Origin of the sequence: Ornithinibacillus massiliensis, assembly GCF_018310345.1 — a bacterium.
Classification (GTDB): Bacteria; Bacillota; Bacilli; order Bacillales; family Amphibacillaceae; genus Ornithinibacillus; species Ornithinibacillus massiliensis.
Window position 1 is genome coordinate 106362 of record NZ_JAGXBY010000005.1, and the last position, 26968, is coordinate 133329.

Below are 26968 nucleotides of genomic sequence, written 5' to 3' on the forward strand. Positions count from 1 at the left end.
CGACTTTCTTTATTGTTGATTAATTGTATTGGATAAATTGAAATCCTTTGAAATATCGAGCCAGTTTTGTTTCATTAAGGCAGAGGCTTTCTCTTTATCCCCATTCTCTATATGATGAATGATAGTGTCATGAACCTCAATGGAGCTTTCGGAAAGTATAATGGAGTTATGGAAGAACAATCTTCGCACATGTGCTTGTAGATTCTCTACTATCCCACTTATGTAAGTGTTATTGGCAGTATCAACAATTAGTTGATGAAAGTGCTCGTCAATGTTTAACGCGGCGTGGTAGTCTTTTTGATAGAGAGCATTGGCAAATTCTTGATTAATATTCTTTAAAGAAGATATCGTTTTATCTGATATATGATCGATGGCAAGCTCTGTTGATAAAGCTTGTAATACGGCTAAAGGAGGTAGTAAATCTTTAATGGACTCTTTCTCTACCTCGGTAACTTGAGTAGCTTTACCGGGATACATTTTAACCAATCCTTGTGATTCAAGTAATTGTAAAGACTCCCGTATCGGTGTTCTACTAACGCCGAGTGCTTCTGCTAGCTCTGTATCATTTAACTTTTCCCCAGGATATAAAGTTCCATCAATTATCCAATGAAGGATTTGCTTGTACGCGCTTTCCTTTGCTGTTGTTCGAACTGGCTTAGAATGATTTGCAGGTACCGGCAAATTATTCCCCTCCTCTAAAAAAACTGTTTATTTCCAGTATACATGAAAACTACTTTTATGAATATGTTGATTTATCACCAAGATGTTTAATTTGTCTTTTTTCGAGAAAACTGAAACAATATAGTAGTAAACATTAAATAAAAGGGGACACATATTATGCAATGTAAAATAAATCGTAATGCAGCAAAGTATTTGAAGAAAATGCTTGAAACAGAAGAAGCACAAGGAAAAATGATTCGAGTGCTCGTAACCCATCTACATGGTGATCATGCTCATTACGATATTCGATTAGACACACCTTCAGAAAATGATGAAGTAGTGAAAACGGATAAAGATATTGATATCATTTTGGAAAAAGGTAATGAGTGGTTAGATGGTGTATGGATTCAGTATTTCTATGTTCCACAGGAAGAATTAGTAATCACTAATCCTAAAAAAGGACATCATCATTAATATTTCTTAAGGCAAGGGCATTAGATCCTTGTCTTTTTTGTTTGGGGAGAGGGGGACTGTTTGGATTGTGGGGAGATGCGCCCAAAATGGGAAAGGATGATCCTGAGGGAAAGGTAGATGTGCCAAAAGTGAGGGAAGATAAGCCCGAAGTGATGGATGATGCTCCCAATGGAAGGAAGATGGTCCCAAAGCTTGGGAAGATAAGCCCGAGTGAAAGTAGGATGCGCCCAAACCGAGTAAAGGATGCCTCCCTAACCTCCCAAACAAAAAAGAGGCACTAGCTAAACTAGTACCTCAAAAGATTAATATGGATCAGCATCGTGGGATTTCTTCATGGCATCATCTACTGCTTCTGGAGCGCTTGCTTTACCTAAAGGACGGAATTCCTCGCCGGCTTCCATTTTCATATCGCCCATTTCTTTTGTTTTAGCAGCGATTCCTTCACGAAGGCGACGTCCATATTCTTCATCAGCCTCTTCTGCTAAAGCAATCATCTTATCTTGGATTCGGTTATCACAAATAGCTAAATCATTCACTAGATTATTGATTAACTCATCTTTTTCCCATTGTTCGAAACGGCGGTATGTTTCACCAGCCTGTTTAGTATTATCTTGTCTTTCGATAGATTCTCTTACAAGATTTCCTTCTACATGTGGGGTGTGCTCGGTTCCAACCTGCTCGGCTTCCTTTAACCCACCTAAGATGGACGGTTCATAGTTAACATGTGGGTTTTGACCTGGTGCCTTATCATTGTGGTAACGAAGCTGGCCACCCTCTTGGTTTGTCGCTACACGTTTTTTAGCTGCGTTAATTGGTAGTTGTAAATAATTTGCTCCAACACGATAGCGCTGGGTATCTGAGTAGGAGAAGGTTCTACCTTGAAGCATCTTGTCATCAGAGAAGTCCAGACCATCTACGAGTACCCCGGTACCGAAAGCAGCCTGTTCTACCTCCATAAAATAGTTCTCTGGGTTCTTATTTAAGACCATTTTCCCAACCGGTAGCCAAGGGAATTGGTCTTCTGGCCAAAGCTTTGTGTCATCCAATGGATCAAAGTCTAGCTCTGGATGTGGGCCATCCTCCATGATTTGAACAAATAGTTCCCATTCTGGGTAATCGCCACGTTCGATCGCTTCATACAAATCCTGGGTAGCGTGGTTAACGCTCTTGGCCTGAATTTCCGCTGCTTCCTTTACGGTTAAATTTTTGATGCCTTGCTTTGGTTCCCAGTGGTATTTAACCAATACAGCTTTTCCCTCGCTGTTGACCCATTTATACGTGTTAACGCCAGACCCTTGCATCATCCGGTAATTAGCTGGGATACCCCAAGGTGAATAGACAAAGGTCACCATATGGAAGGTTTCAGGAGAATTAGCGCAAAAGTCGAAAAATCTTCGTGGATCCTGCATGTTTGTTACCGGATCAGCACGGAAGGCGTGAATCATATCAGGGAATTTCATCGCATCACGGATGAAAAAGATTTTTAGATTATTTCCAACTAAATCCCAGTTCCCATCCTCTGTGTAGAATTTAATGGCAAATCCTCTTGGGTCACGTGCTGTTTCAGGAGAGTCATTCCCACCAACAACTGTGGAAAAACGAGCAAATACCGGTGTGCGTTTTCCTTTTCCTTGGAACACCTTTGCACGTGTGTACTTAGACACAGGCTCATCACCAACTGTTCCATATGTTTCAAAATACCCATGAGCACCAGCCCCGCGAGCGTGTACGATTCTTTCTGGAACTTTTTCACGGTCAAAGTGACTAATCTTCTCGATAAAGTCATAGTTTTCTAATGTAGCTGGTCCACGATTACCAACAGTACGAATGTTTTGATTATTGGTGACAGGATGTCCTTGTCGGGTAGTCAGTGTGTCATCGTGCTCAATATTCGTTTTTGGTGTTTCATTGGATTTATCCATTCTATCGCCTCTTTCATATGTACTTTATTCACATTAATTATGCTTACCAAGTATGCAATAAAATAATCCAGTTTTTGATAGATATTACAAATAAAACATAGAGGATTGATTAACTAACGATAAAAAGTTACTCTTAGCTTAAATAATATGATTAATAGAGGGGGTAAAAAAGCATGGGGATTATTAAAGAGGCTACAACGGAACATCTGAAAGACCTATCCAAACTAGCGTCAGAGCTATATAACGGAAATAATTCAGAGGCACTTGAAAATGAATTAAAGCAAATGTTAGAAAATCCTAATCATAGATTTCTATTGTATGTAGAGGATGAGCAACCTGTTGCGTTTATGCATTTGTCCATACGTACTGATTATGTTCAAGGTTCGGAAACCAGCTCTACAGGTTATATAGAGGGAGTCTATGTGAAAGGAGAGTACAGAAGAAAGGGAATATCAACCAAGCTTTTTAATGAGGGGAAGAAATGGTTCAAAAGACATGGTTGTACGCAAGTTGGCTCTGATATGGAAGTTGATAATCAAGATAGTTATCCATTTCATATGAGCCTTGGCTTTAAAGAAGCCGGACGATTGATTACATTTATTAAAGACTTGTAAAGTTGGAAATTCACCATTTAAATTTGATAAAATTAGTATCAGGTAATATGAGTTTGTGGTAAAATATAATAAAAGTAAGTTGATTTAGAATAGAGGATGAAGAAATGTATAAATTCGCTGCTAATGTTTTAAAGGGTTTTCTGAGCCTTTTTGGAAGAATAAAAGTTTATCAAAAAGAAAATCTCCCGAAGTCGGGTAGTTATGTTATTGCATGTACACATACTGGATTTGTCGATATTTTATGGCTTGGTATCGCGACATTGCCAACAGAAATTCATTATATGGCAAAGAAAGAGCTTTTTCAAACGAAATTTACAAAGTGGTTAATGGAGAACTTACACGCATTCCCAGTCGATCGTGAGAATCCGGGTCCGAGTGCCATTAAAACGCCACGTAAGCTATTAAAGGAAGGGAAAGTTGTTGGGATTTTCCCGAGCGGTACACGATCTAGTGAGGATGTACCTTTGAAACGTGGTGCAGTGACTATCGCTGCTCATTCTGATGTACCAATTGTACCTGCTGCTTATGTCGGACCAAATAATTTTAAAGATTTGTTCAAAAGAATTAAACCGAGATTAATCTACGGGGAACCGATTCAGCTTCCAGAAGGTATGTCCAAAAAAGAAGGTATGGAAGTTTTAATGCAACAATTAGACAAAGAAATGCGAGCATTACAAGATAAGATTAAATAAGAAAGACCTTCACAGTCCGGGATTGTGAAGGTCTTTCTCTATATTATATAAGCTTGTTGAAATTAATTCGCTTATTAAGTGCATAAATAATTGGTATACCGATAGCTAGTACTGCGAACTCTCCTACTGCGGTCGTTAACCATGTAAATAGGAATGGTAACTCCAATGCCAAATTAAGTTCAAATGCAATAATAAACATATTAAATGTAAATACCAATGTATTCGCTATTAATAACGCTAAGGTGTTTTTCACATATTTCCCTAATAGGATGATGATTCCAAGTGATATGGCAGAATGGGCAACACCAAATACTAAATCATACCAACCTAGAGGTGAGAATAATAGGTTGTATAAAAGTACCCCTATCACAATCCCGAAGAAATATTTCTTATTGAAAACAATAAGATGATTGAACACCTCGGAAATACGAAACTGTACATTTGTAAATCCGAATGGAACGATTAGCGCTGAAACAGCAATGTACAATGCTGCAATCAGAGCATTTACAACTAATGTTCTTGCCTTCATATTAATCTCTCCCTTAGTTTTTTTACGTGGGATGGTTTCGAACCACGTCTTTCAAGCAACTTATCTAGTATAGTACAACTCCGCAAAAATAGAAAGTTAATTTTACTTTTTCTATAGTATGGAAGTGTTCCAGTAGTAGAACTAATAATAGCGATGACATGGTTTTATTGACAACCGGCAGAAATAGATATTATACTTACATAAAGTAACCTTATTCTAAAAAGTAATATAAGGAGGTTGAGATGATGGAACGAAAATACTTTCAAAAGCCAACCACATTCGTTGGGGAAGTAAACATATATGTTAGTGACCTGCAAAAGTCTTTGGACTTCTATCAGCGTGTCTTTGGATTTCAAATCATGCAGAAAACGGAAAGTAAGGTAATCTTATCCCCAGATGGTGTTCGTCCTATTCTTATCTTGGAACAACCAGAAGAGGTAAGGGAAAAGCAAGCTCGTACAACAGGACTATATCACTTTGCCATATTATTACCAAGAAGGAAGGATTTAGCCAACTTTCTTAAACATTTAGTACAAACAGAGGGGAACTATATCAGACTTGGGGCTTCTGATCACTATGTAAGTGAGGCGCTATACTTTGATGACCCTGATGGTAATGGTATTGAGGTAGCTAGTGATAGACCTTCTGTTTCCTGGAACTGGAATGATGGGACAGTGGACATGGGTACGGTTGCTTTAGATGCGGAGAGTCTGTTGGCGGAGAGTGATAAGGAGTGGGCTGGAATACCGGAGGATTCTGTAATGGGGCACATCCATTTACATGTTGCTGACTTGGAGGCTACAGAAAACTTCTATGTGAACGGGCTTGGATTTGATATCGTGACAAGATACCCGGGAGCATTATTTGCTTCTACTGGTGGTTACCATCATCATATCGGATTAAATGTGTGGAATGGTGTGGGAGCATCAGCACCTAGCGATAATAGTGTTGGGCTACATTACTTTACCTTAATGCTACCAGATGAAGAAACAAGACAGAAGAGAATCGACAGTCTGCGGAACATCGGGGCAGAGGTTGTTCTTATAGAAGATTACTATAGGGTGAAAGACCCAGCGTCTAACACAATTCACTTATGCATTAGTGAATAACCTGTGGATAAGAAAATGAGATCTACTAAAAGCGTAGATCTCATTTTTTTCTTATAAATTATGATACCAATCTGTCGATGCTCTTACCTCACTGACGGTCAATTGGTGACCTTTGTCTTCCCAATGTAATGTAACATCTGCACCAGCATTTTCTAATAATGATTTAAGATCTTCTGATTCTTGGGCCGGACAAATAGGATCATTCGTACCTGCAGAAATAAACACCTTTTTACTAGCTAAATCTGGTAATGTCATTCCTCTTCTTGGTACCATTGGGTGGTGAAGGCTCGCACCACGTAGTGCATCTTGAAAGTGGAACATGAGACTTGCAGCAATATTTGCCCCGTTAGAATAGCCGATAGCAATTATATTGTTACGAGCAAAGCCATATTTTTCAGCAGCTTCACCCAAGAATTCATTTAGTTCTTTCGTACGAAAAATTAGGTCCTCTTCATCAAAGACACCTTCTGCTAATCGTTTGAAGAAACGGGGCATACCATTCTCTAGTACGTTACCACGAACACTCAGGATATTTGCTTCTTTATCAATCATTTCTGCAAGTGGCAGAAGATCTTGTTCAGTCCCGCCAGTTCCGTGCAGTAATAGTAAAGTTGGTTTATCGGAATTTGTTCCCTTTTGGAAAATATGCTTCATATGAAAAGCTCCTTTTTATTTTGGTCTTTCGATGGAAAAAATCTCCCCGACTTTAGCATAGTTTGACCCTGCTAATCGACTAATCGCTGCTAACTTTACAGGGTTAATTTTCCCATCTTCATAAATTTCCTCGTCAATATAATACGTTATGATTTTACCAAGGATTAGGTCGGAACCCTTTTCGCCATCTGCTGCATCTAATGCGATGATTTGCTCTAGCTTACATTCGAATCTTACTTTCGCCTCCTGTACACCGGGTACAGAGATTCTTTCACTTGGGATAGGGGTAAGGCCGGCTATAGTAATTTCACTCTTATTCGATGGAAGAGTGGCGGCGGTTTTATTGATGTTATCAACATTTTGTTCGTCGACGATGTGAATAACAAACTCCCCATTTTCCGTTATATTTCGAGCTGTATCCTTCATATTGCCATTCTTACGCTGAATAGCTAATGAAACCATTGGTGGATTAGAGGATACTATATTAAAATAACTAAATGGCGCTCCATTTAGTGTCCCATCTACTGCTTTTGTTGTGACAAATGCAATAGGTCTTGGAATGATGGATCCAATTAGTAACTTATAATTCTCGCGTTCTGATTGGCTTTCTGGATAAAAGGAAAGCAACACAATCCCCCCAAAAAATTAGTTATCTAAATTTCGAACTTGAATTGGAATCAAATGATCATTTAGTTTTTCCCGATACATTTCATATTGGGAAGGGAGTTTTAACGCTGTCCCCATCGTTTCATACGATTCATCATGTGCAAAGCCTGGTGGGTCTGTTGCGATTTCGAATAAAATTTCCCCATGTTCTCTGAAATAAATGGCATTAAAGTAATTCCGATCTCGTACTGGTGTTACCCCGTAACCATTACTTTCTACATGCTTTTTCCAATCTAATTGATCTGCATCATCTGTTGCTCTCCAGGCGATATGGTGAACCGTGCCAACTCCCATCTGCCCTTTACCAGTCGTAGTCTTTTTTAGGTCAATGATATTTCCGATGGTTCCATGAGATTGGAATCGAATAAGCTCATTTTCCTCCCCGACTTTTTCAAGCCCCATGACATCAACAAGTAAACGTGCTGTATCTTCTGGTTGGGATGATAATAATGTGGCTCCAGCAAAACCTTTAATTGCAACGTCAGGAGTTATATCACCAATAGTCCAATTATTAATCTCACCATCTCCACGCTCTACTAATTCAAGTTTTAAACCGTGAACATCATCAAATGTTAAATAGGTTTCTCCAAAGCGGTTGGATTTAGTGTATATGATGTTAAATTTAGCCAGTCTCTGTTCCCAGAAATCCATGGAGCCGGTAGGAATAGCGTAAGAAGTTACACCTACTTGGCCATCACCTATCTTTCCTTGGTATGCATCTGCCCAAGGGAAGAATGTAATAATGGATCCTGGTCGACCGCCATCGTTTCCGAAATAGAGATGATAAGTGCCTGGATCATCAAAGTTTATTGTCTTTTTAACTAATCGTAAGCCAAGAACACTAGCATAAAAATCAACATTTTCTTGAGGGTGTCCTACGATTGCTGTGATATGGTGAATTCCTGCCGTTTTTTTCATCGTTCATCATCCGCCTTTCATTGGACTGCTTTTTGTCCCACTTGTTTTAATACGCTAATAAGTGTCTCTTTGTCTTCATCAGAGATGCCCTCGAATAAGCTTTCTATCACTTGCTGATGCTGTGGAAATACTTCGTCCATTAGTTTTTTTCCCTCATCTGTTATATGGATATAGACTACTCTTCGGTCGTCTTTACAATGACTTCTTTCTATTAATCCTTTTTTCTCTAATTTATCAATGACATAGGTAATGGAACCTGTGTTTATGAGAACGGCATCGGATACTTCTTTTACGGTAAGTCTGCCTTTATGATAAAGTGCTTCAAGAATTTCAAAGTCAGAGGTACGCATTCCATGATTGCTAATATCGTGTTTAATCACCTCTTGTAGAGACTTGGAAGCCTTCATTAGAACAACAAATGCTTTTAATGAAAGATTCTCGCTCATGTTTACACCTTCTTATTTTTAATTTAATTATTATGAATTTAAATATCTTTAATTAAGTATATTTTATATGGTTATGCTGAAATTGTCAAATGACCTTGTTTGTAGTTTTCGCAAGTATGGCGATATTAAGCAGTTTTTACAGAAAAAATTTTTCTATTCAAACGGTGTCTGTGTCTTATCTGCATCGTGACTATACCTAGGGGCCAATCGTAGAACAGAGGCGCTCGATCTTTTCAAGCAATAAAGTACATAATAAGGCAAATAAAAAAAAGAGGGGGTTACCCTCTTATGAAAAAATCCGATCGATGGTTTCTATTTCTTCTTTTGATAATTGTACCTCTAATGTTTTAAGGTTTTGTATGACTTGCTCTGGTTTTTTAGCTCCTGGGATGACGGTGTCGATTGAAGGCTGTGCGAGATACCAGGCAAGTACAATGTTGGATACTTCTGTTTGCTTCGTATTGGCAATTTCCTTTAATGTTTCTACTTTTTGTAGGTTTTGTTCGAATGCTTCCCCTTGGAAATGAGGCATATTAGCACGGAAATCATTAAAGGTTGTTTCTTTAGTGTATTTTCCTGCGAGTAAGCCAGAAGCAAATGGGAAATATGGAACAAAGGAAATATTGTGTTCAAGCGTGTAAGGGAACAGGCCATTTTCAGGTTGGCGATTTAATAGATTATAATGTCCTTGTAATACATCAACATATCCATCTTGATTTGCCTCTTTTAATTGTTCTAATGAGAAGTTCGATACGCCAATGGCTCTGATTTTTCCTGCATCTTTAAGTTCTTTTAATGCACCAACCGCTTCGTACTTAGGTGTTTTTTCATCAGGAAAGTGGATGTAAAATAGATCGATATAGTCTGTTTGAAGTCTTTTTAGGCTAGCATCAACCGTTTCTCGTAGAAATTCTGGAGAATTATCTACAATCGTTTCTCCATTAACAAGCTTTTGAGTACCCTTTGTAGCGATAACCATCTGTTGACGATTACCCATTACCTTCATCACTTCACCAATTATTTCCTCGGATCGCCCCATGCCATATGTAAATGCTGTATCAATATAATCCAGACCTTCCTTAATGGCGGTTTGTAATAACTCTCTATTAATCTGTTCATCAATTCCTGGGTAAAGATTATGACCACCAATTGCATTGGCTCCTAAACCAATAGGATTTACAACTAAGTCAGTTCTACCGATTCGTACTTTATTTGACAATCTCACTACCTCCTAAAGTATGGGATAATTATATTCTATTGGAAAATCAAGTGTAGATACAAGGAAAGGGAATCGTGTTCATACAAGATTCCCGTGGTGATTACTTATGGAATTTTAGAAACTGCATTTGCTTATTAAATAGCGCTGGGTAGGATAGGTATCCTAGCATAATACTGGTTACGACTGCAGTAGTTAATAATAGGAACAAGATTAACAATTGAAATTGAACGGCTTGTACAGGATCTGCGCCTGCAATAATTTGACCACTCATCATCCCGGGCAACTGAACAAGTCCAATTGTTTTCTGGCTCTCAATTGTTGGGATTGTACTTGCTTTGATAGCCGTAATCAATTGAGTATGAATGGCTTGTTTAGGTGTACCCCCTAAGGATAGGATTAGCTCTGTTTCATCTTGTGTATTTTCGACCTCAGCTGTAAATCGATTTAAAAACAAGATACCAAGTACCATTGAATTGCCAATAACCATCCCGCTAATCGGGATAATATATTGTGGCGTTGGTGGCACAATGTGAAGACCAAGTAAGATACTTTGCGTTAATACCTCAATAAAAACGAATGTAAGAAAAAGCTTCCACGTAATCCCTTGAATAGAGGCGCCTTTTTTTCGAGCGTTCTGGGTTGCTGCACCAATCATAAGCAGAATCATCAGGAGAATAAAGAGAATGTGTTCTGCATCAAATACATATTGTAGGACATATCCTACGGCAAGTAATTGAATGATAGACCGAATGGTAGCGATCAGGGTGTCCTTTTCTAAACCAAGTTTTAATGTTCGAGATAGAATAAGTGGAATTAGAACGAAAATTAGCGTCAATGATAGCGTAAGAAAGCTCATTCTAATTCCCCCTTTACGAATTCTTGCACACGTTTATCTTGTGGATTCCTTAACAAGGAACTATCTCCTGATTCAATTAGCTCCCCGTTCATCATGACCCATGTGTAGTGGCCAATTCTTAAAGCCTGATCTAGATTATGGGTAATCCAAATCATGGTTGTCCCATATTTTTCATTAATCTTCTCAATTAGCTCTTCAATATCATGTTGCGATACTCTGTCAAGTGATGAAGTAATTTCATCTAGTAATAATACGCTTGGTTTATTTACTAAAGTACGAGCAATAGACAGCTTTTGCCGCTGTCCACCGGATAAATCCTTAGCATGTCGCTCCAATAGCTCTGCTCCTAATCCAACATCATGCAGTAAGTTTTCGGCATAATGTCTGTCAATACGTTCTCCCTGTAGTGCAAGTGGTAGTTCGAGGTTTTCTAATACAGTACCTTTAATCATGGTGGCACTTTGTAAAGCAATGCCAACCTTTCTACGTAAATCTATCGGATTATATTCATTTATTGATTTTCCTTTGATTAAAATTTCTCCAGACTCAGGAGAGCGTAATCCGTTACAAAGTTTAAATAGAGTAGATTTTCCTGCGCCTGATGGGCCAACAAGTGTTGTGACTTTACCATCAGGAAAGGAACCGGTAATGTTTCTTAAAATATGTAGACCATCTGTAGAATAATTTACGTTATGGAATACGATGGCAGCTTGATTCATGATTGTCACTTCCTTTTATGTGTTCCCTTATTTTAATGTTCCAACTTAATGAGAATCAATTCTATATCATTTTAACATGTGGCGTTTTGAAAGGGTGTCGGGAGGTTTTGGTTGGGGGAAAGGGAAAGTAATCCCACACCTTTTGGCGGCGATAATCAAGGAAATCAAAAAAACTCCCAATAATGGGAGCTCGATTTATTACTTTACGATTAATACGGGGCTAGTTGCTCGTTTAGCCACTTTATGGCTAACGCTACCTAGCATCATTTCTTGGAAAGCATTTAATCCACGGCTTCCAATAATGATAATGTCATAGTTGTGTTTATTGGCATAATCAACAATGGTAGGTCCTGGTTCTCCATTTAAAAAAATGACTTCAAAGTCTACACCAGATTTTTTCGCCTTCTGAATTAGTAGAGCAAGTTGTTCCTTCCGTGCGTCTTCTGTATCTTTACCCCAGTTAGTCAGAACTTCTTCTTTAGAATGCTTTGGATCGACAACATATATAATATCTACTTTAGACTCCTGACTTAATCTAGCAAGCTGAAAGGCTTTTTCACCTGCTCGTATCGAATGGTCTGATCCATCAGCTGCACAAAGAATTTTTTAAACATCGGAACTCTCCTCTACCATTCTATTGAACTACTTAAACTAGAATTTCCTATTATTAACATAGGTTTAGCGAAATTATTTTCTATTATAGCATATAGCTACTAAATTCAAAGGTATTTGGAGTAAAACGAAGAAAAGATGAAATGTTTCCGTTTTCTTTGCTGTTTCACAAAAATGTCATATTTCGCTATAATACCCCTTGTTTGTTACGGTCCCGGCTTTCGTGAGAGTCGAAAGTCAACAATAAAAGATGAAAAAGAGGTGTAGCATGAATTTAGCAAATTTAAAAAATGAATGGTTCGGCAATATTAGAGGAGATATTCTGGCGGGTATCGTGGTTGCCATTGCATTAGTCCCTGAGGCTATTGCGTTCTCTGTTATTGCTGGGGTTGATCCAATGATTGGACTATACGCGTCGTTCGCTATTGCGGTGACGATTGCATTTGTTGGTGGGCGTCCTGGTATGATTTCTGCTGCAACAGGGGCAACGGCATTGTTGATGGTTACATTAGTGGCAGAACATGGCTTGCAATATTTGTTAGCAGCCACTATTTTAACAGGTATTCTGCAAATTGTGATGGGTGTATTGAAGTTAGGACGTTTAATGAAATTTGTCCCTCGTTCGGTCATGATTGGCTTTGTTAATGCACTTGCCATTATGATTTTCATGGCGCAATTAGAGCATTTTACAGGTGCAAATTGGGAAATGTATGCCATGCTGGCAGGAGCATTAGCCATTATTTATATTTTACCGCGATTTGTAAAGGTGATTCCAGCGCCATTAGTAGCGATTGTTGTCATTACGGCAATTGCTATGTTTACAGGAAGTGGTGTGAAAACGGTTGGAGATATGGGAGAATTAACACAATCTCTACCAATCTTCTTATTCCCAGACATTCCACTTAACTTTGAAACGCTACAAATCATTTTTCCGTATGCCCTATCAATTGCCATTGTTGGTTTAGTAGAGTCTTTACTTACAGCCTCTATTGTAGATGATATGACAGATACGAAAAGTGATAAGAATAAAGAAGCACGTGGACAGGGGATTGCGAATATTGTGTCTGGGCTGTTTGGTGGTATGGCCGGATGTGCGATGATCGGACAATCCGTTATTAACGTAAAGTCTGGCGGACGTGGAAGATTATCTGCTTTTGTTGCTGGGGCGTTTTTAATGACACTTATTCTAGTATTTAACGGTTTATTAGTTCAAATTCCGATGGCGGTCTTAGTTGGTATTATGTTCATGGTATCCATTAGTACCTTTGATTGGTCATCGATTAAGAATATTCCTAAAATACCAGTGACGGATACAATAGTTATGGTAGCTACAGTTGTCACGGTACTATTCACACATGACTTATCTAAAGGTGTTCTAGTTGGTATTATCTTAAGTGCTATTTTCTTTGCTTCGAAAATCTCCAAGGTGAACGTGACAGCACTTTCGAGTAAGGAAGCAAATGTGAAGGTATATCGTATTTCTGGACAACTTTTCTTCGCTTCTGTAACAGAGTTTGTGGACAGCTTTAACTACAAAGAGGAAGTAGAAAAAGTGAAATTAGATTTATCAAATGCCCATATATGGGATGATTCTGGTGTAGGGGCAATTGATAAGGTTGTACAGAAGTATCATCAAAATGGTGTGAACGTAGAAGTGGTCGGGTTAAATGATGAAAGTCATAAATTAGTAGAAAGACTAGCGAATTATAATAAGCCTGGTGGATTGGAAAAGGCGGCTAGTCATTAAATTCGGTTAGAGAGTTAACTTCGGTTAGCTCTCTTTTTTTTTTTGTAAATAAGAAATCATTACCATCTATTCCAATTTAAATAAAGGAATTTCATACTCGGGAATAGAATTATATAAGATTAATACAAAACTGGGGGATTTATTCATGCGAGGCAAATTACATCATATCGAATTAAATGTTTCAAACTTGGAAAGGTCTACTGATTTTTGGGGTGAGCTTTTAGAAGAATTAGGCTATCAACCTTATCAAACCTGGGAATCAGGAAGAAGCTGGAGGTTAGGAGATACGTATATCGTTTTTGTACAGACGGAAGAGCATTTCTTAGAGGGTACATATCATCGGAAAAGAGTCGGATTAAATCATCTTGCATTTTATGCGGATTCTAGGGAGGATGTTGATGTGATTACGCTCCATTTAAAGGAAAAAGGTGTGCCAATCTTATATGAGGATAGGCATCCATATGCAGGTGGTCCTAACCATTATGCAGTGTTCTTCGAGGATCCGGATCGGATAAAAGTGGAAATCGTGGCACCATAAGAAGAGGAGGGGATACTATTGAATGAAGCTGAACTGAAATCGATACTAAGTCAATATAAGGAGAGCAACTTCCAACAACTCGGTCCTGTACCTTTACCAACCTTAGTGAAGGCAATGCTAGATTATATTGGTAGTACAGATCCGGAGTTACGGGATTCATTGATTTATCCATGCTTTACTAACCTTATAATAAATGGACATTTTCCTCCCCCAGAGCTAAACAGAATAGTGACAGTTTGTTTAGATGATCATCACTTATTTTACAAAATAAATGAGCCAGATGAGGACGCTGTCTTTACGCGTTCATTTTCTTCCTTAATCCTTGCTGTCCTGTTATTTGTTAATAGACAAAAACCCTTTATAGCCGATGAGGAAATAGATCAAATCACGAACAAAATGATACATTATGTAAAGAAGGAAGAGGATGTTCGGGGATTTGTAGAAGTGAAGGGTTGGGCGCATAGTATCGCTCATATAGCAGACGCGCTCGATGAACTAGTGAAGCAACCACAATTAAAGGAAAGTAGATTAGAAGATATTGCACTACTCATTCTGGATAAAATGTGCTTTGATAAAGCCTACTTCTTGTTTGAAGAGGACGAACGGATGGTTGTTCCTTTCATTTCCTTGTTGGAAAGGGGAATGAATCCATTATTCCTATATGAAAAAATCGATAAAATTGTAATGGAGCTGCAGCAAAACTATTCACAACATAGTTCGAAACCGTTCATTCAAAGGAACAACATCAAACAATTTTTAAGAAGTCTGCTGCTGCATTTAGAGGTGATAGGAAAAAAAGAGGAGTTCCGGGAACACTTGAAAAATGCACTAATAGCTATAAATCAGCCATACTACAACTTATAAGGGGAACGTATAATGAATCCAATATTAATTGATTTTCCGAGCGAATTTGAAACAGAAAGATTACATATCCGTATGCCAATGCCTGGTGATGGAAAAGCAGTTCACGAATCAAAACAAGCTTCCAAAAAGGAGCTTTTGCCTTGGATGCCTTGGGCACAGCATGAGGAGCAGGAAGAGGATACAGAAATAAATATCCGACAAGCCCATGTAGCCTTCTTGAATAGGGAGGATTTAAGGCTGTTAGTTTTTCACAAAGAGACAGGTGTATTGATTGCTAATTCAGGATTGCACCGAATTGACTGGGATGCGCGTAAATTTGAAATTGGATACTGGATTGATACCCGTTATAGTGGGAAAGGTTATATGACTGAGGCGGTAAAAGGGATAGCTGATTTTGCCTTCCGTGAGCTAGAGGCAAACCGTGTTGAAATCCGATGTGATGCGAAAAATGTAAAGAGTCGTGCCATTGCCGAGCGAATCGGATTTGAATTAGAAGGGATATTGCATAAAGATAGTTTAGATGTTTATGGACAAGAGCTTCGAGACACATGTATATATGCAAAAGTAAAATAATCTAAATTTGGGCTTTACATATACCTCGGAATTCTATATAGTATAGTTACCTAATAATTCTAGGTAGGTGAAAAAATGTTTGATCGAGAACTGGTAAAAGGGAGTACATCGTTACTTGTCCTACAGTTATTAAATGAGCGGGATATGTACGGTTATGAGCTTGTTAAGGAAATGGATTACCGCAGTGACCATAATTTGCAAATGAAGGAAGGTACCTTATACCCTGCCCTTCATAAGCTAGAAAAGCAAGAATATATTGAGTGCTATTGGCAAAATCAAGAAAAGGGTCCTGCACGTAAATACTATCGTATCACACTTGAAGGTAAGAAAATATTAGAAGCTAAAACAAGTGAATGGCATCGATATGTTCAGGTGATGAATAATCTAATCGGGAGAAGTGAATCGTGACGACTGGCGATAAACGTTTTTTCCAAGAGCTTGACCAAGTTCTTGGGAAACACCCTGAAAAGCAGGAAATCATCGCAGAATACAGGTCCCATGTATATGAACTTCTTCGTGAAGAGGATATTCAGGACGCAAACGTCTATGATGAAATTGTAAAACGGTTAGGAACACCTGAAGAAATTGCAGCAATTTGGAAAGATGAGGCAAAGGTAACGCCGAAAAAAATGCAACTATTATTTGTTGTATTAAATGTTCTTATTTTCCTTGGAGGAATAGTTCTTACGATTGTTTATAACGTGTACCATATCGAATGGATTGAAGTACTATGGAAAAGAATAACTGCAGTACCTTCCATCATTATAATGGTGTATATGGCATTTTGGGGACTGCTCGGCTATGAGATTGGTAAAGAATTTGGTAGTGGCGGCTTAACGATACTTCGTAGGACATTTACATATGCCGTTATCCCAAATCTTGTGTTGATGTATTTAATTGTGTTTAAATTGATTCCTCATGAATGGTTTCAGCCTCTGTTAAGTGGGCGATTTATTCTAGTGTGTATTTTATTAACAATTATGTTGTATCCGATAAGTTGGATTGGATATCGCTGGGGGAGGAAGGCTTCGGTGTAGCACCCTACCCTACGATATCAAGTGCCGATGCGTTTCTTTGTCTATATACCTAGATAACCTATGTATATAGAATGACTAAATGGTGGTGAAATAATTGAAGCAACGTCAAAAGACTTTTGGATTTTTAGTGATTTGTTTAGTGCTTGGTATATTGGCAGAGCTTAGCTTCTTTCATGGTGTGATAGGGATATCGTACCCAATTTTTATTGCAGCATTTTATGCTGTCCTGTATTACCGATTAGGGTTTAAAGTATCTCATCGACGAATTGGCTTATTATTAATGGTCATGATCTGGATTTTATCAGCGTCGTATTTATTCTATGATAATGAGTTTTTTTATGCGTTAAATCTTTTTGTAATTCCAGCTTTAGTGTTTGTCCATATTGTGTTAATTACGACACCGAATCATGTGGATTGGATTTCACTAATCTTCTTTAAGCGAATTTTCTTTAAGATATCTCAAACATTCAGTTATGTAAAAAGATGGCTCAAGATTATTTTTAAACGAACCTTATTTCGACAGGTGAGTAAAGAAACCAGCCAAACCATAAAGAGAATTGTAAAGGGATTATTGATTGGGGGACCGTTGCTTTTCGTTATTACGGTGTTATTAATATCAGCGGATGAGAAATTTGCTGATATGATGCTGGAAATACCAGCATTTATGTTGAAGCTGAATTTCCTGGAATATTTTTTCCGAGTAGTAGCTGCATTATTATTATCGTTATTATTCTTTGGAGCCTTCCAGACCTTAAAGAAGCGGTATGTACTACCACTAGGAAGGCCAACGGTTCAAACAGAAAAGGTAACCTGGGATAGTGTGATTGCAGGGACGGTCTTAGTCTTGCTTAACATTATATATGTCCTATTTGTCGCCATTCAATTTACGTATTTCTTTGGTGATGCACTTCATGCAGATTATACGTATGCGGAGTACGCAAGAAGAGGATTTTTCGAGCTTGTACTAGTAACCGTGATTAACTGGACCTTATTGTTAATTTGTTTGAAGCTAGTAAAGGCTGGGAAGAAAGCATACGGCAACTTTTTGAAGGCGATGTATACATTGTTAATTGTAGTTAGTGGGGTCATGCTTGCATCAGCATTTATTCGTTTAAGTGCCTATGAAGCAGCTTATGGATTTACATTGGACCGAATTCTTGCACATGTATTTATGTTGTTTTTAATGATTATTTTTGCGTATACATTGGTCCGCGTATGGATAGAGGGAATTTCTATCGCACATTTTTATATAATAGTGGGATTACTATTTTATACAGGACTGAATATGGTCAATTTAGAAGAAATCATTGTGGAGAAAAATCTAGAACGATATGAAGAAACCGGAAAAATTGATATCTATTACTTAGATTTACTTTCCTATTCTGGTATTGATGGTTTAATCACGCTATATGAAAAAGATCCAAATTATCCAGATTTATTAGCGGTGTTAGAGCAACGTAAAGAAATGATCGAACAACTTCGTTTAAACACATGGCAATCGTTTAATTTCAAGAAAGAGCAAGTAGTAGAAAGACTTCAGGAGCTTGAATTGAGATAAGGAGGAGCAATATGAATACAATTCCTAATCATGTCGCTATTATTATGGATGGAAATGGTCGTTGGGGAAAACGCAGAGGGCTTAGTAGAAGTGAAGGGCACTATGCAGGTTCCCAAACGATGGAAGAATTGATCGATGCGAGTGCGGAAATGGGAATTAAGATACTAACACTGTATGCTTTTTCTACTGAGAATTGGAAAAGGCCTAAGGATGAAGTGAATTATTTGATGAATTTACCCATTAAGTTCTTTAATCAAAAATTACCGGAGTTTATGAAACGTAATATTAAAATTCTCATTTCTGGGGATGTAGAGAATTTACCAAAAGGAACAAAGAATGCCGTGTTACGGGCCATGGATAAAACAAAGAATAATACAGGCTTAATCGTGAATTTTGCGCTGAATTATAGTAGTAGGAGTGAGATTGTTCAAGCAATTGCTCGTATTATTCAAGATGCGAAGGACAAGAAAATTTCGATGGATCAATTAGATGAGCGAATGTTTGAAAGCTATCTTTATACGAAGAACTTACCAGACCCTGATATTATCATTCGAACTGGTGGGGAGAAGCGTATTAGTAACTTTTTAATGTGGCAATCTGCTACAGCTGATTTATGCTTTGTTGATGAATTGTTTCCGGACTTTAAAAAAGAATTATATATTAATGCAATTAGAAAGGTGTATGCGAATAAAGAAGCCCCTTTGAAAGAATGGGTGGTATAAAATAAGAGAGATTTCACACATCTGTATCGGCTCCGGAAAAATACGTTGATGTTAACCGTATATTTCCGGAGCAGGCATTTATTCTAGCTTGAAACCTCTCTGAATGAAATATCAACTATTTCTTCTGTATTGTTATTAAAGGTTATATCAATAAAAACACCAAACTCATTAGTAGGCGCCTCAAGCCATAGCTTAAACGTTTCGGTTGAATTCTCAATTCCTCTTTTTTTACCAACATGAAGGTAATCCACTATGTTTGCATCAGGATACTTTTCTTTTACCTTTTGCATAGCCAGACGCCCCCACTTCGCATAGGAGGGCTCTAGTTCCTTAGTAGAAATCGCCTCTAGTGGTGTATGAAAAGCGGTTATTCCCAAGCTGAAAATAGTAACACTTAACATTATCATCATCAATTTCTTCATGGTTAAACCTCGCTTAGCATAAGAATTAGAATGGAAAAACGCCATTTTCTAAACCATTGTCCATAATGGATTTTCCAACTTCCAAAAGGACTATATAATAGTATCCTTTATTATTCGGCGGGGAACCCAACTTTATACTTCTTACTGTAATTCCTCATTATAACTTCGAGATTGCTTGTGAAATCTTGCTTTAGTTGACCTTTTCAACCCGTCGTTTAGGGAAAAACGTATAACTAAAGCTTATAATAAAATCTATGATTAAAATCAGAGACCAAAACTGAATGGTTTGTAGTAATGCTTCAGTCTGTGAATGATTATTAATATAAAGAACAATACCTATTAATATCCCCCCGCCGATTAACCAGGACAACAAATGACGGTACCACCCTTTACGCTCTTTTCTTGCGTGTTCTATTCCATATTTAATTTTCGCCGGTTTTTCACCGTTTCCAAATCGGTACTTAAAACGTACATCTGCCCATTTAATCATCTGATGGCCAAAGGCTATACTTACCCCTATATATATCGCAGCAATTCCATGCACTATAGAGGCAACAGCTCCATTTTTTAAATCGTATACGGTAACAATAAGCAATATAAGATCAACGATTGGCGTACAAATGAGCAAAAATGTACCCAGTTTTTTCTTATTCATTACATATCTAGCAGTTAGTCCTGCTAGAACAAATATCCAAAAACCTATCTCACATGCTATGATCAACCAACCAATCAAATGAAACACATCCTTCGCTTCGCTTTATTTAGTACACTCGTGTTAAATAATATCAGAACTGTTTATTTAACACAAGTGTGATATAATAAAAATATGCCAAAAATAATTGATCACCATAAACGTAAAGTTCGAATAGCAGAAGCAACATGGAAAGTTATTGTGGACGAAGGAATAGAACAAGCATCTGTCAGAAAGATTGCTAAGGCTGCAGGACTCTCTACTGGATCGCTAAGACATTATTTTTCATCGCAGTCCGAATTGCTTCGTTTTTCTATGGAAATGGTTTCTGAACGGGTTATCGAGCGTGCGAAAGCAAGGGAGTATTCAGAGGATATAAGCCCGTTAGAGTTTTTGACTGAAGGTGTATATGAAGTACTACCCGTCAATGAAGAGCGAAAAATAGAAATGGAGGTGTGGCTTGCTTTTTCGGCGAAAGTTTTAGTCGACTCAACGCTCCGTGAGCTAAGCAATAAAGTGTACAGCGACATGCATCAAGGATTGAAAAATGTCGTTCTTGCCTTACAATCATTACAATACGCAAAAGACGGGCTTGATCTCGAATTAGAAGCTAATCGACTCCATGCGATAGTCGACGGAATGGCAATGCATCATTTATTAAATCCGGAGCACTTTACACATGATGAAATGATTCAGACATTAAAATATCATCTTCAATCGCTTTGCAAATAAGGAGCACTATTAAAGGCAACAAAACAACCTGGTCATTTCAATGGAGTCTTATAATAATATGGCTCTAAACTAATAAAAAGCTAATTATGCCTAATGATAAACTTACCAAATTTGTTAGGCATAATTAGCTTTTTGATTATATTTTACGCTATTATACTTCAAAAATCCCATTATGTTCTAGTGAATAAATTTTCTAAATACCCGTAACCAATTCGTTTTCATCATAGGTTGAGGTTGATTTTACCTAAGGATTTTTGCCATGTAATATTCATTTAAATAGTCACCTTTTACATATAAAGAATCTGTTTTGGTGCCTTCGATTTCGAATCCCATTTTTTTGTAAAGGGAGACTCCAGCTTCATTATCAGTTACAACCGTTAATTCTAACCGGTGAATGTTATGCTCCAATGCCCATTCATTTAATGCGGCAAATAATAATCTACCAACACCTTTACCACGGAAGGCATGGTGCATGCCTACTACAAGATATGCTGTGTGCTTCTTTCTCTTAGCCTCACCACCAATTGCAAAAAGATAGCCGATTAGCTCTTTTTCATGTTCCGCAACAAGTATAGTGGAATTCTCCGATTTTTGTAGGCGTTCAATCATGTTCTTTTGGCTTTCAGAAGAAATTTGTCTCTCTCCAGCTTCCCAAAGCATGTACTCAGAGCTTGCTTCAACCTGTAGGATCAGCTGTGCTAATTTTGGCGCATCACTTAGAATTACTTCCCTAATTCTCATTTCTTTCCCCCTTTTTCTCTATGGCTTGTCTTTATTGATTAACTGTGTCATTTGATGCCAAATAGACCCTTTCGCTTCTTCTCCCCCTTGGATTCTAGCTAACGCCATTTTGACCTGCATTCGCACTTCAAATTCCGGATCGTCTTGTGCTTCGAGAAGGGCAGGGATAGCGGATTCGTCACCAAGCTCATACAGGAACATCGCAGCTCGCCAGCGTACTAATCTACTTTTATCTTTTAATGTTTTTATCATTTCGGGCATTGCTTCTGTAAAGCTTAAGTCTGATAAGCAATCACCAGCTGTTCGTCGTACATTTACTGCTTTATCTTGTAAGGCTTTATATAAGTATGGTAATACCTTTTTGTCATCTATCATGCCTAAGTATGCTGTCGCAAGTCTACGTATAGAGGCTTTTTCATCATCTAATGCTTTATCCAATACGGGCAAATCTTCGATAGTTGGATCCATTCGATCGAGTGCGGCATAACGTGCTCGCCAATCCGAATTATCAAGCATCTCTAGCGTAACTTTTTTCCATGGGGTTGGAACGGTTTTATTGTCTAACGCATACGTCACGAGCTCCTTTAAGCGGTTATCATCATAGGAAGCAGAGATTTCCTCGACTACTTCACTTCCGATTTCTTTTACATCACCGTAACGTGGGCTTTGTTCCACCCATTTACGCTCCATTAACATATTATCGGATGCTGCGGATGCCTCCATTGCAGCATTCATAAACCGCTCAGGTAATCCGAATCGTTGTTCTATTTCGCCGTCTTCTAGCTTTACTTGCATCGGAATGTAGCGGAACATTTGAATGTACACTCTTACTTCGCCGTAATGGTCATCAATGGATGCTTCGGAAGTTTTTGTGTCGCTTTCATTTTCTTCTACAGAACCAAGCGTTTTCCGTACCTCTGGTAAAACTTCCTCCCAAGGTGTCCGAGCATCACGCTCAAGGGCAATAAAGTCAATAACGCGGTAAATTCCTTTCACCCCATTAATGGCAAATAATTCTTGTATATAGAAAGGGGCATTTGATAAGTCATCGCCAAGTTTGTAGTTTTCTGTTATACCATCTGGCATCACTTCGTCGACAATTATTTTCATGGAGTATGGACTTGGTGTTGGTTCAATCGATACAATCCTCATAGAAATATCCCCCTAGATTTTATTATAGGTAAGTCAATTCTACCAAAGGGGAAACCTTCTAGCCATTCGTTTAATTAATAATGTGCTAATAATCCCTTTTTCATAGCAATACGTTCACAATATAAGAAGAAAATTAGCCCGAGTAAGAAGTAGAATATCGCATTAAAAAAGAGCGAGAAATAATCAAAAGCTGTAAAGTCCGCTAAAGATAACCCATCAATCATCGTAGCTCGAATTAGATCGACACCTTTGACTATTGGAAGAAAGGCTAGGAATGGAGCAGTGGACAAAGGGACAAAAACTAATCCACTAAAGAAAGCATTACCACTACTACCGTAAACTATTGAATGATACACATGCAGGAGTCCATCCAATGGATGTAGCGCTTAGAGAAGTGAATAAGTCTTATCAAGCGCTCTGCTATATGGAATTAGGAGACGAAGAAAAGGCGGAAAAAACAGCCAAGGATAGCGTTGCAATACAAAAAATATATCCCCGTACGACCTATTATCACTTTGCACGCAATGTACTAAAGGAAGTACAACAAATGAAATAACCTGAAGCTACTTCGGGTTATTTTTTTGTTTCCTATTACCCTAAGAGCTTATCTATTCATTATATGAAATTAAATGAACGGTGTATAAAGTTTTGGAAGGAAAACAGACTATACAAGGAACAGAACTTAAGAGAAGTGAGTGATACATATGCCATATCGGGAACAGATTCCAATTGATACAGGTATCGACAACACTGTAAAGCTATTACTGGAAGGCTATAACTATATAACGAATCGCAGAAATCAATTTGGTAGGGATATTTTTGAAACAAGGCTGCTTGGTGGGCAAAAGGCAATCTGTGTGGCGGGGAAAGAAGCGGTAAACATGTTCTACGATGAGAAAAAGCTGATTCGGCAAGGGGCAGCGCCGAAGCGACTTCGACAAACCTTATTTGGAGAGCATGCGATTCAGACGATGGATGGGGAGAGTCATCGACATCGTAAGGAATTATTTATGTCTTTGATGACAAGCGAACGTCTAGACGATATCAAGACCATTATGAGGAAACATTTAGAACGAGCTTCGGAAAAGTGGGTGAAGCAACAAGAGGTGGTGCTATTTAGTGAAATGTGCCAGCTGCTGACAAAGGTAGCCTGTGAATGGGCTGGTGTACCACTTAAGGAGAATGAATGGAGCAAAAGAGCGAATGAGCTTGAGGCAATGTTTGATAGTGCAGGGGCACTTGGGGGGAGGCATTGGAAAGGCAGAAATGCTAGAAATTTTGCAGAAAGTTGGTTAAAGGGTCTTGTTCAAGATGTCCGCAATAATGCTATAGAGGTTCCTCAAAATACGGCGCTATACAAAATGGCGTGGTATCAGGATAAAGATGGTGTGCTTTTACATGAACAGATCGTTGCAGTAGAATTGTTAAATATTTTACGACCAATTGCTGCGATAGCTGTTTACATTACCTTTGGTGCGTTAGCTTTATATGAGCATCCAGCAGAAAAAGAGAAGCTTCAAACAAAACCTAGTGTTTATTTTGAATTGTTCGTCCAGGAGGTAAGGCGTTATTACCCATTTTTCCCAGTATTAGTTGCAAGAGTTCGTGATGATTATCTATGGAATGGCCATGATTTTCGTAAAGGAAACCTCGTGTTACTTGATATTTACGGTACGAATCATCACCCTGATATTTGGGAGCATCCAGACATGTTTGACCCAGAACGCTTTAAGGATCGTGATGATAATCTGTATGATTTTATACCCCAAGGTGGAGGTGACTACTATCGAGGTCATCGCTGTCCAGGGGAATGGTTAACAATTGAATTAATGAAAGAAACGATGGATTTTTTAATCAATCATGTGGAATATGAAGTACCGAAGCAAGATTTACGATTTAGTATGAGACGATTTCCAAGCTTGCCTAAAAGCAGATTTATCATTCATCACATTCGTCAAAAAAACGGATGAAAGGGAGCGGTTAAGTATTGCTCCCTTTTATTTGTTTAATTGTTTTCTCCAGCAATTCTTTAAACTTTTTACGGTCCTCATCGGTAAATGGTTTCGGTCCTTTCGTTTTTTGACCACTTCTTCTTGCCTTTGCACTAAGGTGCCTTGTCTGTAGCAATTGGTCGATGTTTTCATTCGTATAGGCAAAGCCTTTGTGATGTAATACAAGACAACCCTTCCCCAGTCCTAGAGAAGCAAGACCATAATCTTGGGTAATGATTAAATCTAATCGTTTAGCCAGCTGCATGATCCGATAGTCTGCTGCATCGGCTCCTGTATCAACGTAAATCGTCTGTACCCCATCCACAAGTTCATCATGTGAGTAGTGACTAATGCTTTTAACTAATACGACTGGTATCTGATATTGTTTCGCAACTGAGATGACGATATCTTTCACTGGGCTTGCATCTGCGTCTACATATATTTTCATGTTAATTCTCCGTTCTTTTGTGTCTACTTCCATGAAAGCGAATTATTGATGATTTGTCAATCACTCTTGCTTTTTATTCGTGGGAGATGTTGGATTGGCTTGCTTACCGGTATTCAGTAGTGTACTAATAAAAAAATAGCTGAGGTTAATATGGACTCCTAACGACGATAAGGGCAATCGAACTAGCTTGGAGAATATCCAAAAACATGATTGGATTGTGTATAATCCATCATGTTTTTTATTTTATAATAATATGCACTTTACAATAGTGTGCGTCATACACTATAATGAAAACAGGAGTTGATCAAGATGAACGAACAAGAACATATTGATAAGTTATTGCTTGAATTACGAAGAGGTACAATCACCATTGGTGTTCTTAGCCAGCTATCTAATCCCCAGTATGGTTATTCACTTGTTACGAGATTAAACGATAGGGGAATTCAAGTAGAGCCTGGAACTTTGTATCCACTACTCAGAAGATTGGAGAAGCAAGGTTTACTGGCTAGCAGTTGGGATACCAATGAAGCAAGGCCTAGGAAGTATTATGTCTTAAGTGAAATGGGTAAAACGGTTTACAAGCAACTATGTACAGAATGGGAAAGTATGGTCGAGAGTCTGGATAGTCTTATTCATAGGAAAGGAGCAAATGAAGATGGAGATGATTGAACGGTACATTTATGCAGTTACCCAAAAGCTACCGCAATCCCAACGAGAAGATATTGCAGTTGAGCTTCGTGGGTTAATTGAAGATATGGTGGAGGAACGTGTTGGAGATACTGCAAATGAAAAAGTGGTGGAAGAAGTTTTATTAGAATTGGGCAGCCCAAGGGAGATGGCACTAAAATACACAGGGAAGAAAAGGTATTTAATAGGTCCAGAGCTTTTTGATCCATTTCTTACTGTTTTAAAGATTGTATTAATATCGCTGACAGCTGCACTTGGTATCGTCTTCGTGATTCAAACTATGATTAATCCGATTGATTTATTAGATGCCTTTGTAGGGTTGATTGTTTCGTTAGTTACAGCAATACCACAGGCAGTAGGGTGGGTTATCCTCATCTTTGCATTGGTGGAGTACAATGGTGGATATAAGGCAGAGGATTTAGCTCTGGATAAAACGTGGAGCCCGTCATTACTACCAGAGATTCCAGATCGTAAACGACAAATTAAACGCTGTAATCCAATAATTGCGATTGTTTTTTACGTCTTGGTGATGGTGCTATTTACTTTCTCTAGTAATTTCTTTGGTGTATATGTATTTCAAGATGGAACATTTCAGCATGTGATTCCTTTTTTAAATGAGTCTACCCTTTCACAATATCTACCATTCATATTGCTATCACTTGCTTTATTTATTGTCAAAGAATGTCTAAAGCTAATTTCCGGTAAATGGACGATGAAACTGGTAGCTTATACCTTGATTATCAATTTGATTGGGATAGTAGCTGTTATTTTCTTAATCACCGGAGATGCATTCTGGAATACTCAATTTATGAGTGACTTGGCGCAAGCAGGAGTTGTTGCTGAGGGGTCGGATGGATATTCTGTTGTCGAAGCCATTTGGATTAATTGTACGAATATTGTACTCATCATACTATTAATTGGATTAGTATGGGATGTAGTAGATGGATATATCAAGGCAAGAAAACAATAATATGC

35 protein-coding genes and 1 riboswitch are annotated in these 26968 nt (G+C 38.1%); of the genes, 18 read left to right on the forward strand and 17 right to left on the reverse strand.

Annotated features, from left to right (window positions below):
- Positions 1–9: 9 nt before the first annotated feature.
- Positions 10–681 (reverse strand): GntR family transcriptional regulator, encoded by a 672-nt coding sequence (locus KGF86_RS14310; RefSeq protein WP_186869511.1) that lies wholly within the window; start codon positions 679–681, stop codon positions 10–12.
- Positions 682–837: 156 nt separating this feature from the next.
- Here KGF86_RS14310 and KGF86_RS14315 point away from each other — a divergent pair, with 156 nt between their 5' ends.
- Both KGF86_RS14315 and KGF86_RS14320 read left to right on the forward strand, forming a co-directional pair.
- Complete coding sequence (locus tag KGF86_RS14315; RefSeq protein WP_211742286.1) at positions 838–1134, forward strand: iron-sulfur cluster assembly accessory protein; 297 nt, start codon at positions 838–840, stop codon at positions 1132–1134.
- 86 nt (positions 1135–1220) lie between these two features.
- Positions 1221–1415, forward strand: a complete 195-nt coding sequence (locus KGF86_RS14320; RefSeq protein ID WP_211742287.1) for a hypothetical protein — start codon at positions 1221–1223, stop codon at positions 1413–1415.
- Between the two features lie 21 nt (positions 1416–1436).
- Here KGF86_RS14320 and KGF86_RS14325 read toward each other — a convergent pair whose 3' ends face one another.
- Positions 1437–3056: a catalase gene (locus KGF86_RS14325; protein WP_211742288.1), complete on the reverse strand. Its 1620-nt coding sequence runs from the start codon at positions 3054–3056 to the stop codon at positions 1437–1439.
- A gap of 173 nt (positions 3057–3229) precedes the next feature.
- On the opposite strand from KGF86_RS14325, the gene aac(6') reads away from it, so the two are divergent.
- Complete coding sequence (aac(6'), locus tag KGF86_RS14330; RefSeq protein WP_211742289.1) at positions 3230–3670, forward strand: aminoglycoside 6'-N-acetyltransferase; 441 nt, start codon at positions 3230–3232, stop codon at positions 3668–3670.
- 104 nt (positions 3671–3774) lie between these two features.
- Positions 3775–4362 carry a lysophospholipid acyltransferase family protein gene (locus KGF86_RS14335; protein WP_211742290.1) on the forward strand — a complete coding sequence of 196 codons (588 nt, stop codon included), beginning with the start codon at positions 3775–3777 and terminating at the stop codon, positions 4360–4362.
- A gap of 43 nt (positions 4363–4405) precedes the next feature.
- Here KGF86_RS14335 and KGF86_RS14340 read toward each other — a convergent pair whose 3' ends face one another.
- Positions 4406–4891, reverse strand: a complete 486-nt coding sequence (locus tag KGF86_RS14340) for a QueT transporter family protein (RefSeq protein WP_211742291.1) — start codon at positions 4889–4891, stop codon at positions 4406–4408.
- A 7-nt stretch (positions 4892–4898) separates the two neighbouring features.
- A riboswitch (PreQ1 riboswitch) is annotated at positions 4899–4943 on the reverse strand.
- 193 nt (positions 4944–5136) lie between these two features.
- Here KGF86_RS14340 and KGF86_RS14345 point away from each other — a divergent pair.
- Complete coding sequence (locus KGF86_RS14345; RefSeq protein ID WP_211742292.1) at positions 5137–6000, forward strand: VOC family protein; 864 nt, start codon at positions 5137–5139, stop codon at positions 5998–6000.
- A gap of 51 nt (positions 6001–6051) precedes the next feature.
- On the opposite strand, the gene KGF86_RS14350 is transcribed toward KGF86_RS14345, so the two are convergent.
- The 8 genes from KGF86_RS14350 to KGF86_RS14385 form a co-directional block, all read right to left on the reverse strand.
- Complete coding sequence (locus KGF86_RS14350) at positions 6052–6654, reverse strand: alpha/beta hydrolase (RefSeq protein ID WP_186869519.1); 603 nt, start codon at positions 6652–6654, stop codon at positions 6052–6054.
- 15 nt (positions 6655–6669) lie between these two features.
- Entirely contained in the window at positions 6670–7281 is a 612-nt protein-coding gene (locus tag KGF86_RS14355) for a flavin reductase family protein (RefSeq protein WP_211742293.1), read from the reverse strand.
- A gap of 18 nt (positions 7282–7299) precedes the next feature.
- Positions 7300–8238 (reverse strand): ring-cleaving dioxygenase, encoded by a 939-nt coding sequence (locus KGF86_RS14360; RefSeq protein ID WP_186869521.1) that lies wholly within the window; start codon positions 8236–8238, stop codon positions 7300–7302.
- 17 nt (positions 8239–8255) lie between these two features.
- Positions 8256–8684, reverse strand: coding sequence for a MarR family winged helix-turn-helix transcriptional regulator (locus KGF86_RS14365; protein ID WP_211742294.1), 429 nt, complete (start codon positions 8682–8684; stop codon positions 8256–8258).
- A gap of 286 nt (positions 8685–8970) precedes the next feature.
- Positions 8971–9903 carry an aldo/keto reductase gene (locus KGF86_RS14370; protein ID WP_186869523.1) on the reverse strand — a complete coding sequence of 311 codons (933 nt, stop codon included), beginning with the start codon at positions 9901–9903 and terminating at the stop codon, positions 8971–8973.
- A gap of 100 nt (positions 9904–10003) precedes the next feature.
- Positions 10004–10759, reverse strand: coding sequence for an ABC transporter permease (locus tag KGF86_RS14375; protein WP_186869524.1), 756 nt, complete (start codon positions 10757–10759; stop codon positions 10004–10006).
- Positions 10756–11478: an ABC transporter ATP-binding protein gene (locus KGF86_RS14380; RefSeq protein ID WP_211742295.1), complete on the reverse strand. Its 723-nt coding sequence runs from the start codon at positions 11476–11478 to the stop codon at positions 10756–10758. Before KGF86_RS14380 ends, KGF86_RS14375 begins: the two co-directional genes overlap by 4 nt.
- Positions 11479–11676: 198 nt before the next feature.
- Positions 11677–12081, reverse strand: coding sequence for a universal stress protein (locus KGF86_RS14385; RefSeq protein WP_211742371.1), 405 nt, complete (start codon positions 12079–12081; stop codon positions 11677–11679).
- 277 nt (positions 12082–12358) lie between these two features.
- Here KGF86_RS14385 and KGF86_RS14390 point away from each other — a divergent pair, with 277 nt between their 5' ends.
- The 8 genes from KGF86_RS14390 to uppS all read left to right on the forward strand — a co-directional run bounded on the left by KGF86_RS14390 (position 12359) and on the right by uppS (position 19129).
- On the forward strand, positions 12359–13837 hold the full coding sequence (locus KGF86_RS14390) for a SulP family inorganic anion transporter (RefSeq protein WP_186869527.1): 1479 nt from the start codon (positions 12359–12361) through the stop codon (positions 13835–13837).
- Positions 13838–13982: 145 nt separating this feature from the next.
- Positions 13983–14375, forward strand: coding sequence for a VOC family protein (locus tag KGF86_RS14395; protein ID WP_186869528.1), 393 nt, complete (start codon positions 13983–13985; stop codon positions 14373–14375).
- Between the two features lie 18 nt (positions 14376–14393).
- Positions 14394–15239: a DUF2785 domain-containing protein gene (locus tag KGF86_RS14400; protein WP_186869529.1), complete on the forward strand. Its 846-nt coding sequence runs from the start codon at positions 14394–14396 to the stop codon at positions 15237–15239.
- A gap of 12 nt (positions 15240–15251) precedes the next feature.
- A complete protein-coding gene (locus KGF86_RS14405) occupies positions 15252–15812 on the forward strand; it encodes a GNAT family N-acetyltransferase (RefSeq protein WP_186869530.1) in 561 nt (186 codons plus the stop codon).
- A gap of 75 nt (positions 15813–15887) precedes the next feature.
- Positions 15888–16220, forward strand: a complete 333-nt coding sequence (locus KGF86_RS14410; protein ID WP_186869531.1) for a PadR family transcriptional regulator — start codon at positions 15888–15890, stop codon at positions 16218–16220.
- On the forward strand, positions 16217–16849 hold the full coding sequence (locus KGF86_RS14415; protein ID WP_211742296.1) for an HAAS signaling domain-containing protein: 633 nt from the start codon (positions 16217–16219) through the stop codon (positions 16847–16849). The genes KGF86_RS14410 and KGF86_RS14415 overlap by 4 nt, the downstream gene beginning before the upstream one ends.
- Before the next feature lie 94 nt (positions 16850–16943).
- Positions 16944–18407, forward strand: coding sequence for a DUF4153 domain-containing protein (locus tag KGF86_RS14420; RefSeq protein ID WP_186869533.1), 1464 nt, complete (start codon positions 16944–16946; stop codon positions 18405–18407).
- 11 nt (positions 18408–18418) lie between these two features.
- On the forward strand, positions 18419–19129 hold the full coding sequence (gene uppS, locus KGF86_RS14425) for an undecaprenyl pyrophosphate synthase (protein WP_186869534.1): 711 nt from the start codon (positions 18419–18421) through the stop codon (positions 19127–19129).
- Positions 19130–19212: 83 nt separating this feature from the next.
- Here uppS and KGF86_RS14430 read toward each other — a convergent pair whose 3' ends face one another.
- Both KGF86_RS14430 and KGF86_RS14435 read right to left on the reverse strand, forming a co-directional pair.
- On the reverse strand, positions 19213–19551 hold the full coding sequence (locus KGF86_RS14430; RefSeq protein WP_186869535.1) for a YqzG/YhdC family protein: 339 nt from the start codon (positions 19549–19551) through the stop codon (positions 19213–19215).
- 190 nt (positions 19552–19741) lie between these two features.
- Complete coding sequence (locus KGF86_RS14435) at positions 19742–20284, reverse strand: 2TM domain-containing protein (protein WP_186869536.1); 543 nt, start codon at positions 20282–20284, stop codon at positions 19742–19744.
- 93 nt (positions 20285–20377) lie between these two features.
- Between KGF86_RS14435 and KGF86_RS14440 the strand changes: the two genes are divergently transcribed.
- Positions 20378–20974 (forward strand): TetR/AcrR family transcriptional regulator, encoded by a 597-nt coding sequence (locus KGF86_RS14440; protein ID WP_186869537.1) that lies wholly within the window; start codon positions 20378–20380, stop codon positions 20972–20974.
- A 240-nt stretch (positions 20975–21214) separates the two neighbouring features.
- Here KGF86_RS14440 and KGF86_RS14445 read toward each other — a convergent pair whose 3' ends face one another.
- From KGF86_RS14445 to KGF86_RS14455, 3 genes are all read right to left on the reverse strand, one after another.
- A complete protein-coding gene (locus KGF86_RS14445; protein ID WP_211742297.1) occupies positions 21215–21715 on the reverse strand; it encodes a GNAT family N-acetyltransferase in 501 nt (166 codons plus the stop codon).
- A gap of 18 nt (positions 21716–21733) precedes the next feature.
- A complete protein-coding gene (locus tag KGF86_RS14450; RefSeq protein WP_186869539.1) occupies positions 21734–22867 on the reverse strand; it encodes a virulence factor in 1134 nt (377 codons plus the stop codon).
- Between the two features lie 74 nt (positions 22868–22941).
- Positions 22942–23223, reverse strand: coding sequence for a hypothetical protein (locus tag KGF86_RS14455; RefSeq protein ID WP_186869540.1), 282 nt, complete (start codon positions 23221–23223; stop codon positions 22942–22944).
- Positions 23224–23240: 17 nt separating this feature from the next.
- Here KGF86_RS14455 and KGF86_RS14460 point away from each other — a divergent pair, with 17 nt between their 5' ends.
- Both KGF86_RS14460 and cypC read left to right on the forward strand, forming a co-directional pair.
- Positions 23241–23423 (forward strand): hypothetical protein, encoded by a 183-nt coding sequence (locus tag KGF86_RS14460; RefSeq protein ID WP_186869541.1) that lies wholly within the window; start codon positions 23241–23243, stop codon positions 23421–23423.
- Positions 23424–23571: 148 nt separating this feature from the next.
- A complete protein-coding gene (cypC, locus tag KGF86_RS14465; protein WP_211742298.1) occupies positions 23572–24837 on the forward strand; it encodes a CYP152 family fatty-acid peroxygenase CypC in 1266 nt (421 codons plus the stop codon).
- Between the two features lie 10 nt (positions 24838–24847).
- On the opposite strand, the gene KGF86_RS14470 is transcribed toward cypC, so the two are convergent.
- Entirely contained in the window at positions 24848–25306 is a 459-nt protein-coding gene (locus KGF86_RS14470) for a YaiI/YqxD family protein (protein ID WP_186869543.1), read from the reverse strand.
- 309 nt (positions 25307–25615) lie between these two features.
- Here KGF86_RS14470 and KGF86_RS14475 point away from each other — a divergent pair, with 309 nt between their 5' ends.
- Together KGF86_RS14475 and KGF86_RS14480 are read left to right on the forward strand one after the other, a co-directional pair.
- Complete coding sequence (locus KGF86_RS14475; protein WP_186869544.1) at positions 25616–25975, forward strand: PadR family transcriptional regulator; 360 nt, start codon at positions 25616–25618, stop codon at positions 25973–25975.
- A complete protein-coding gene (locus KGF86_RS14480) occupies positions 25962–26963 on the forward strand; it encodes an HAAS signaling domain-containing protein (RefSeq protein WP_211742299.1) in 1002 nt (333 codons plus the stop codon). The genes KGF86_RS14475 and KGF86_RS14480 overlap by 14 nt, the downstream gene beginning before the upstream one ends.
- Positions 26964–26968 lie beyond the last annotated feature (5 nt).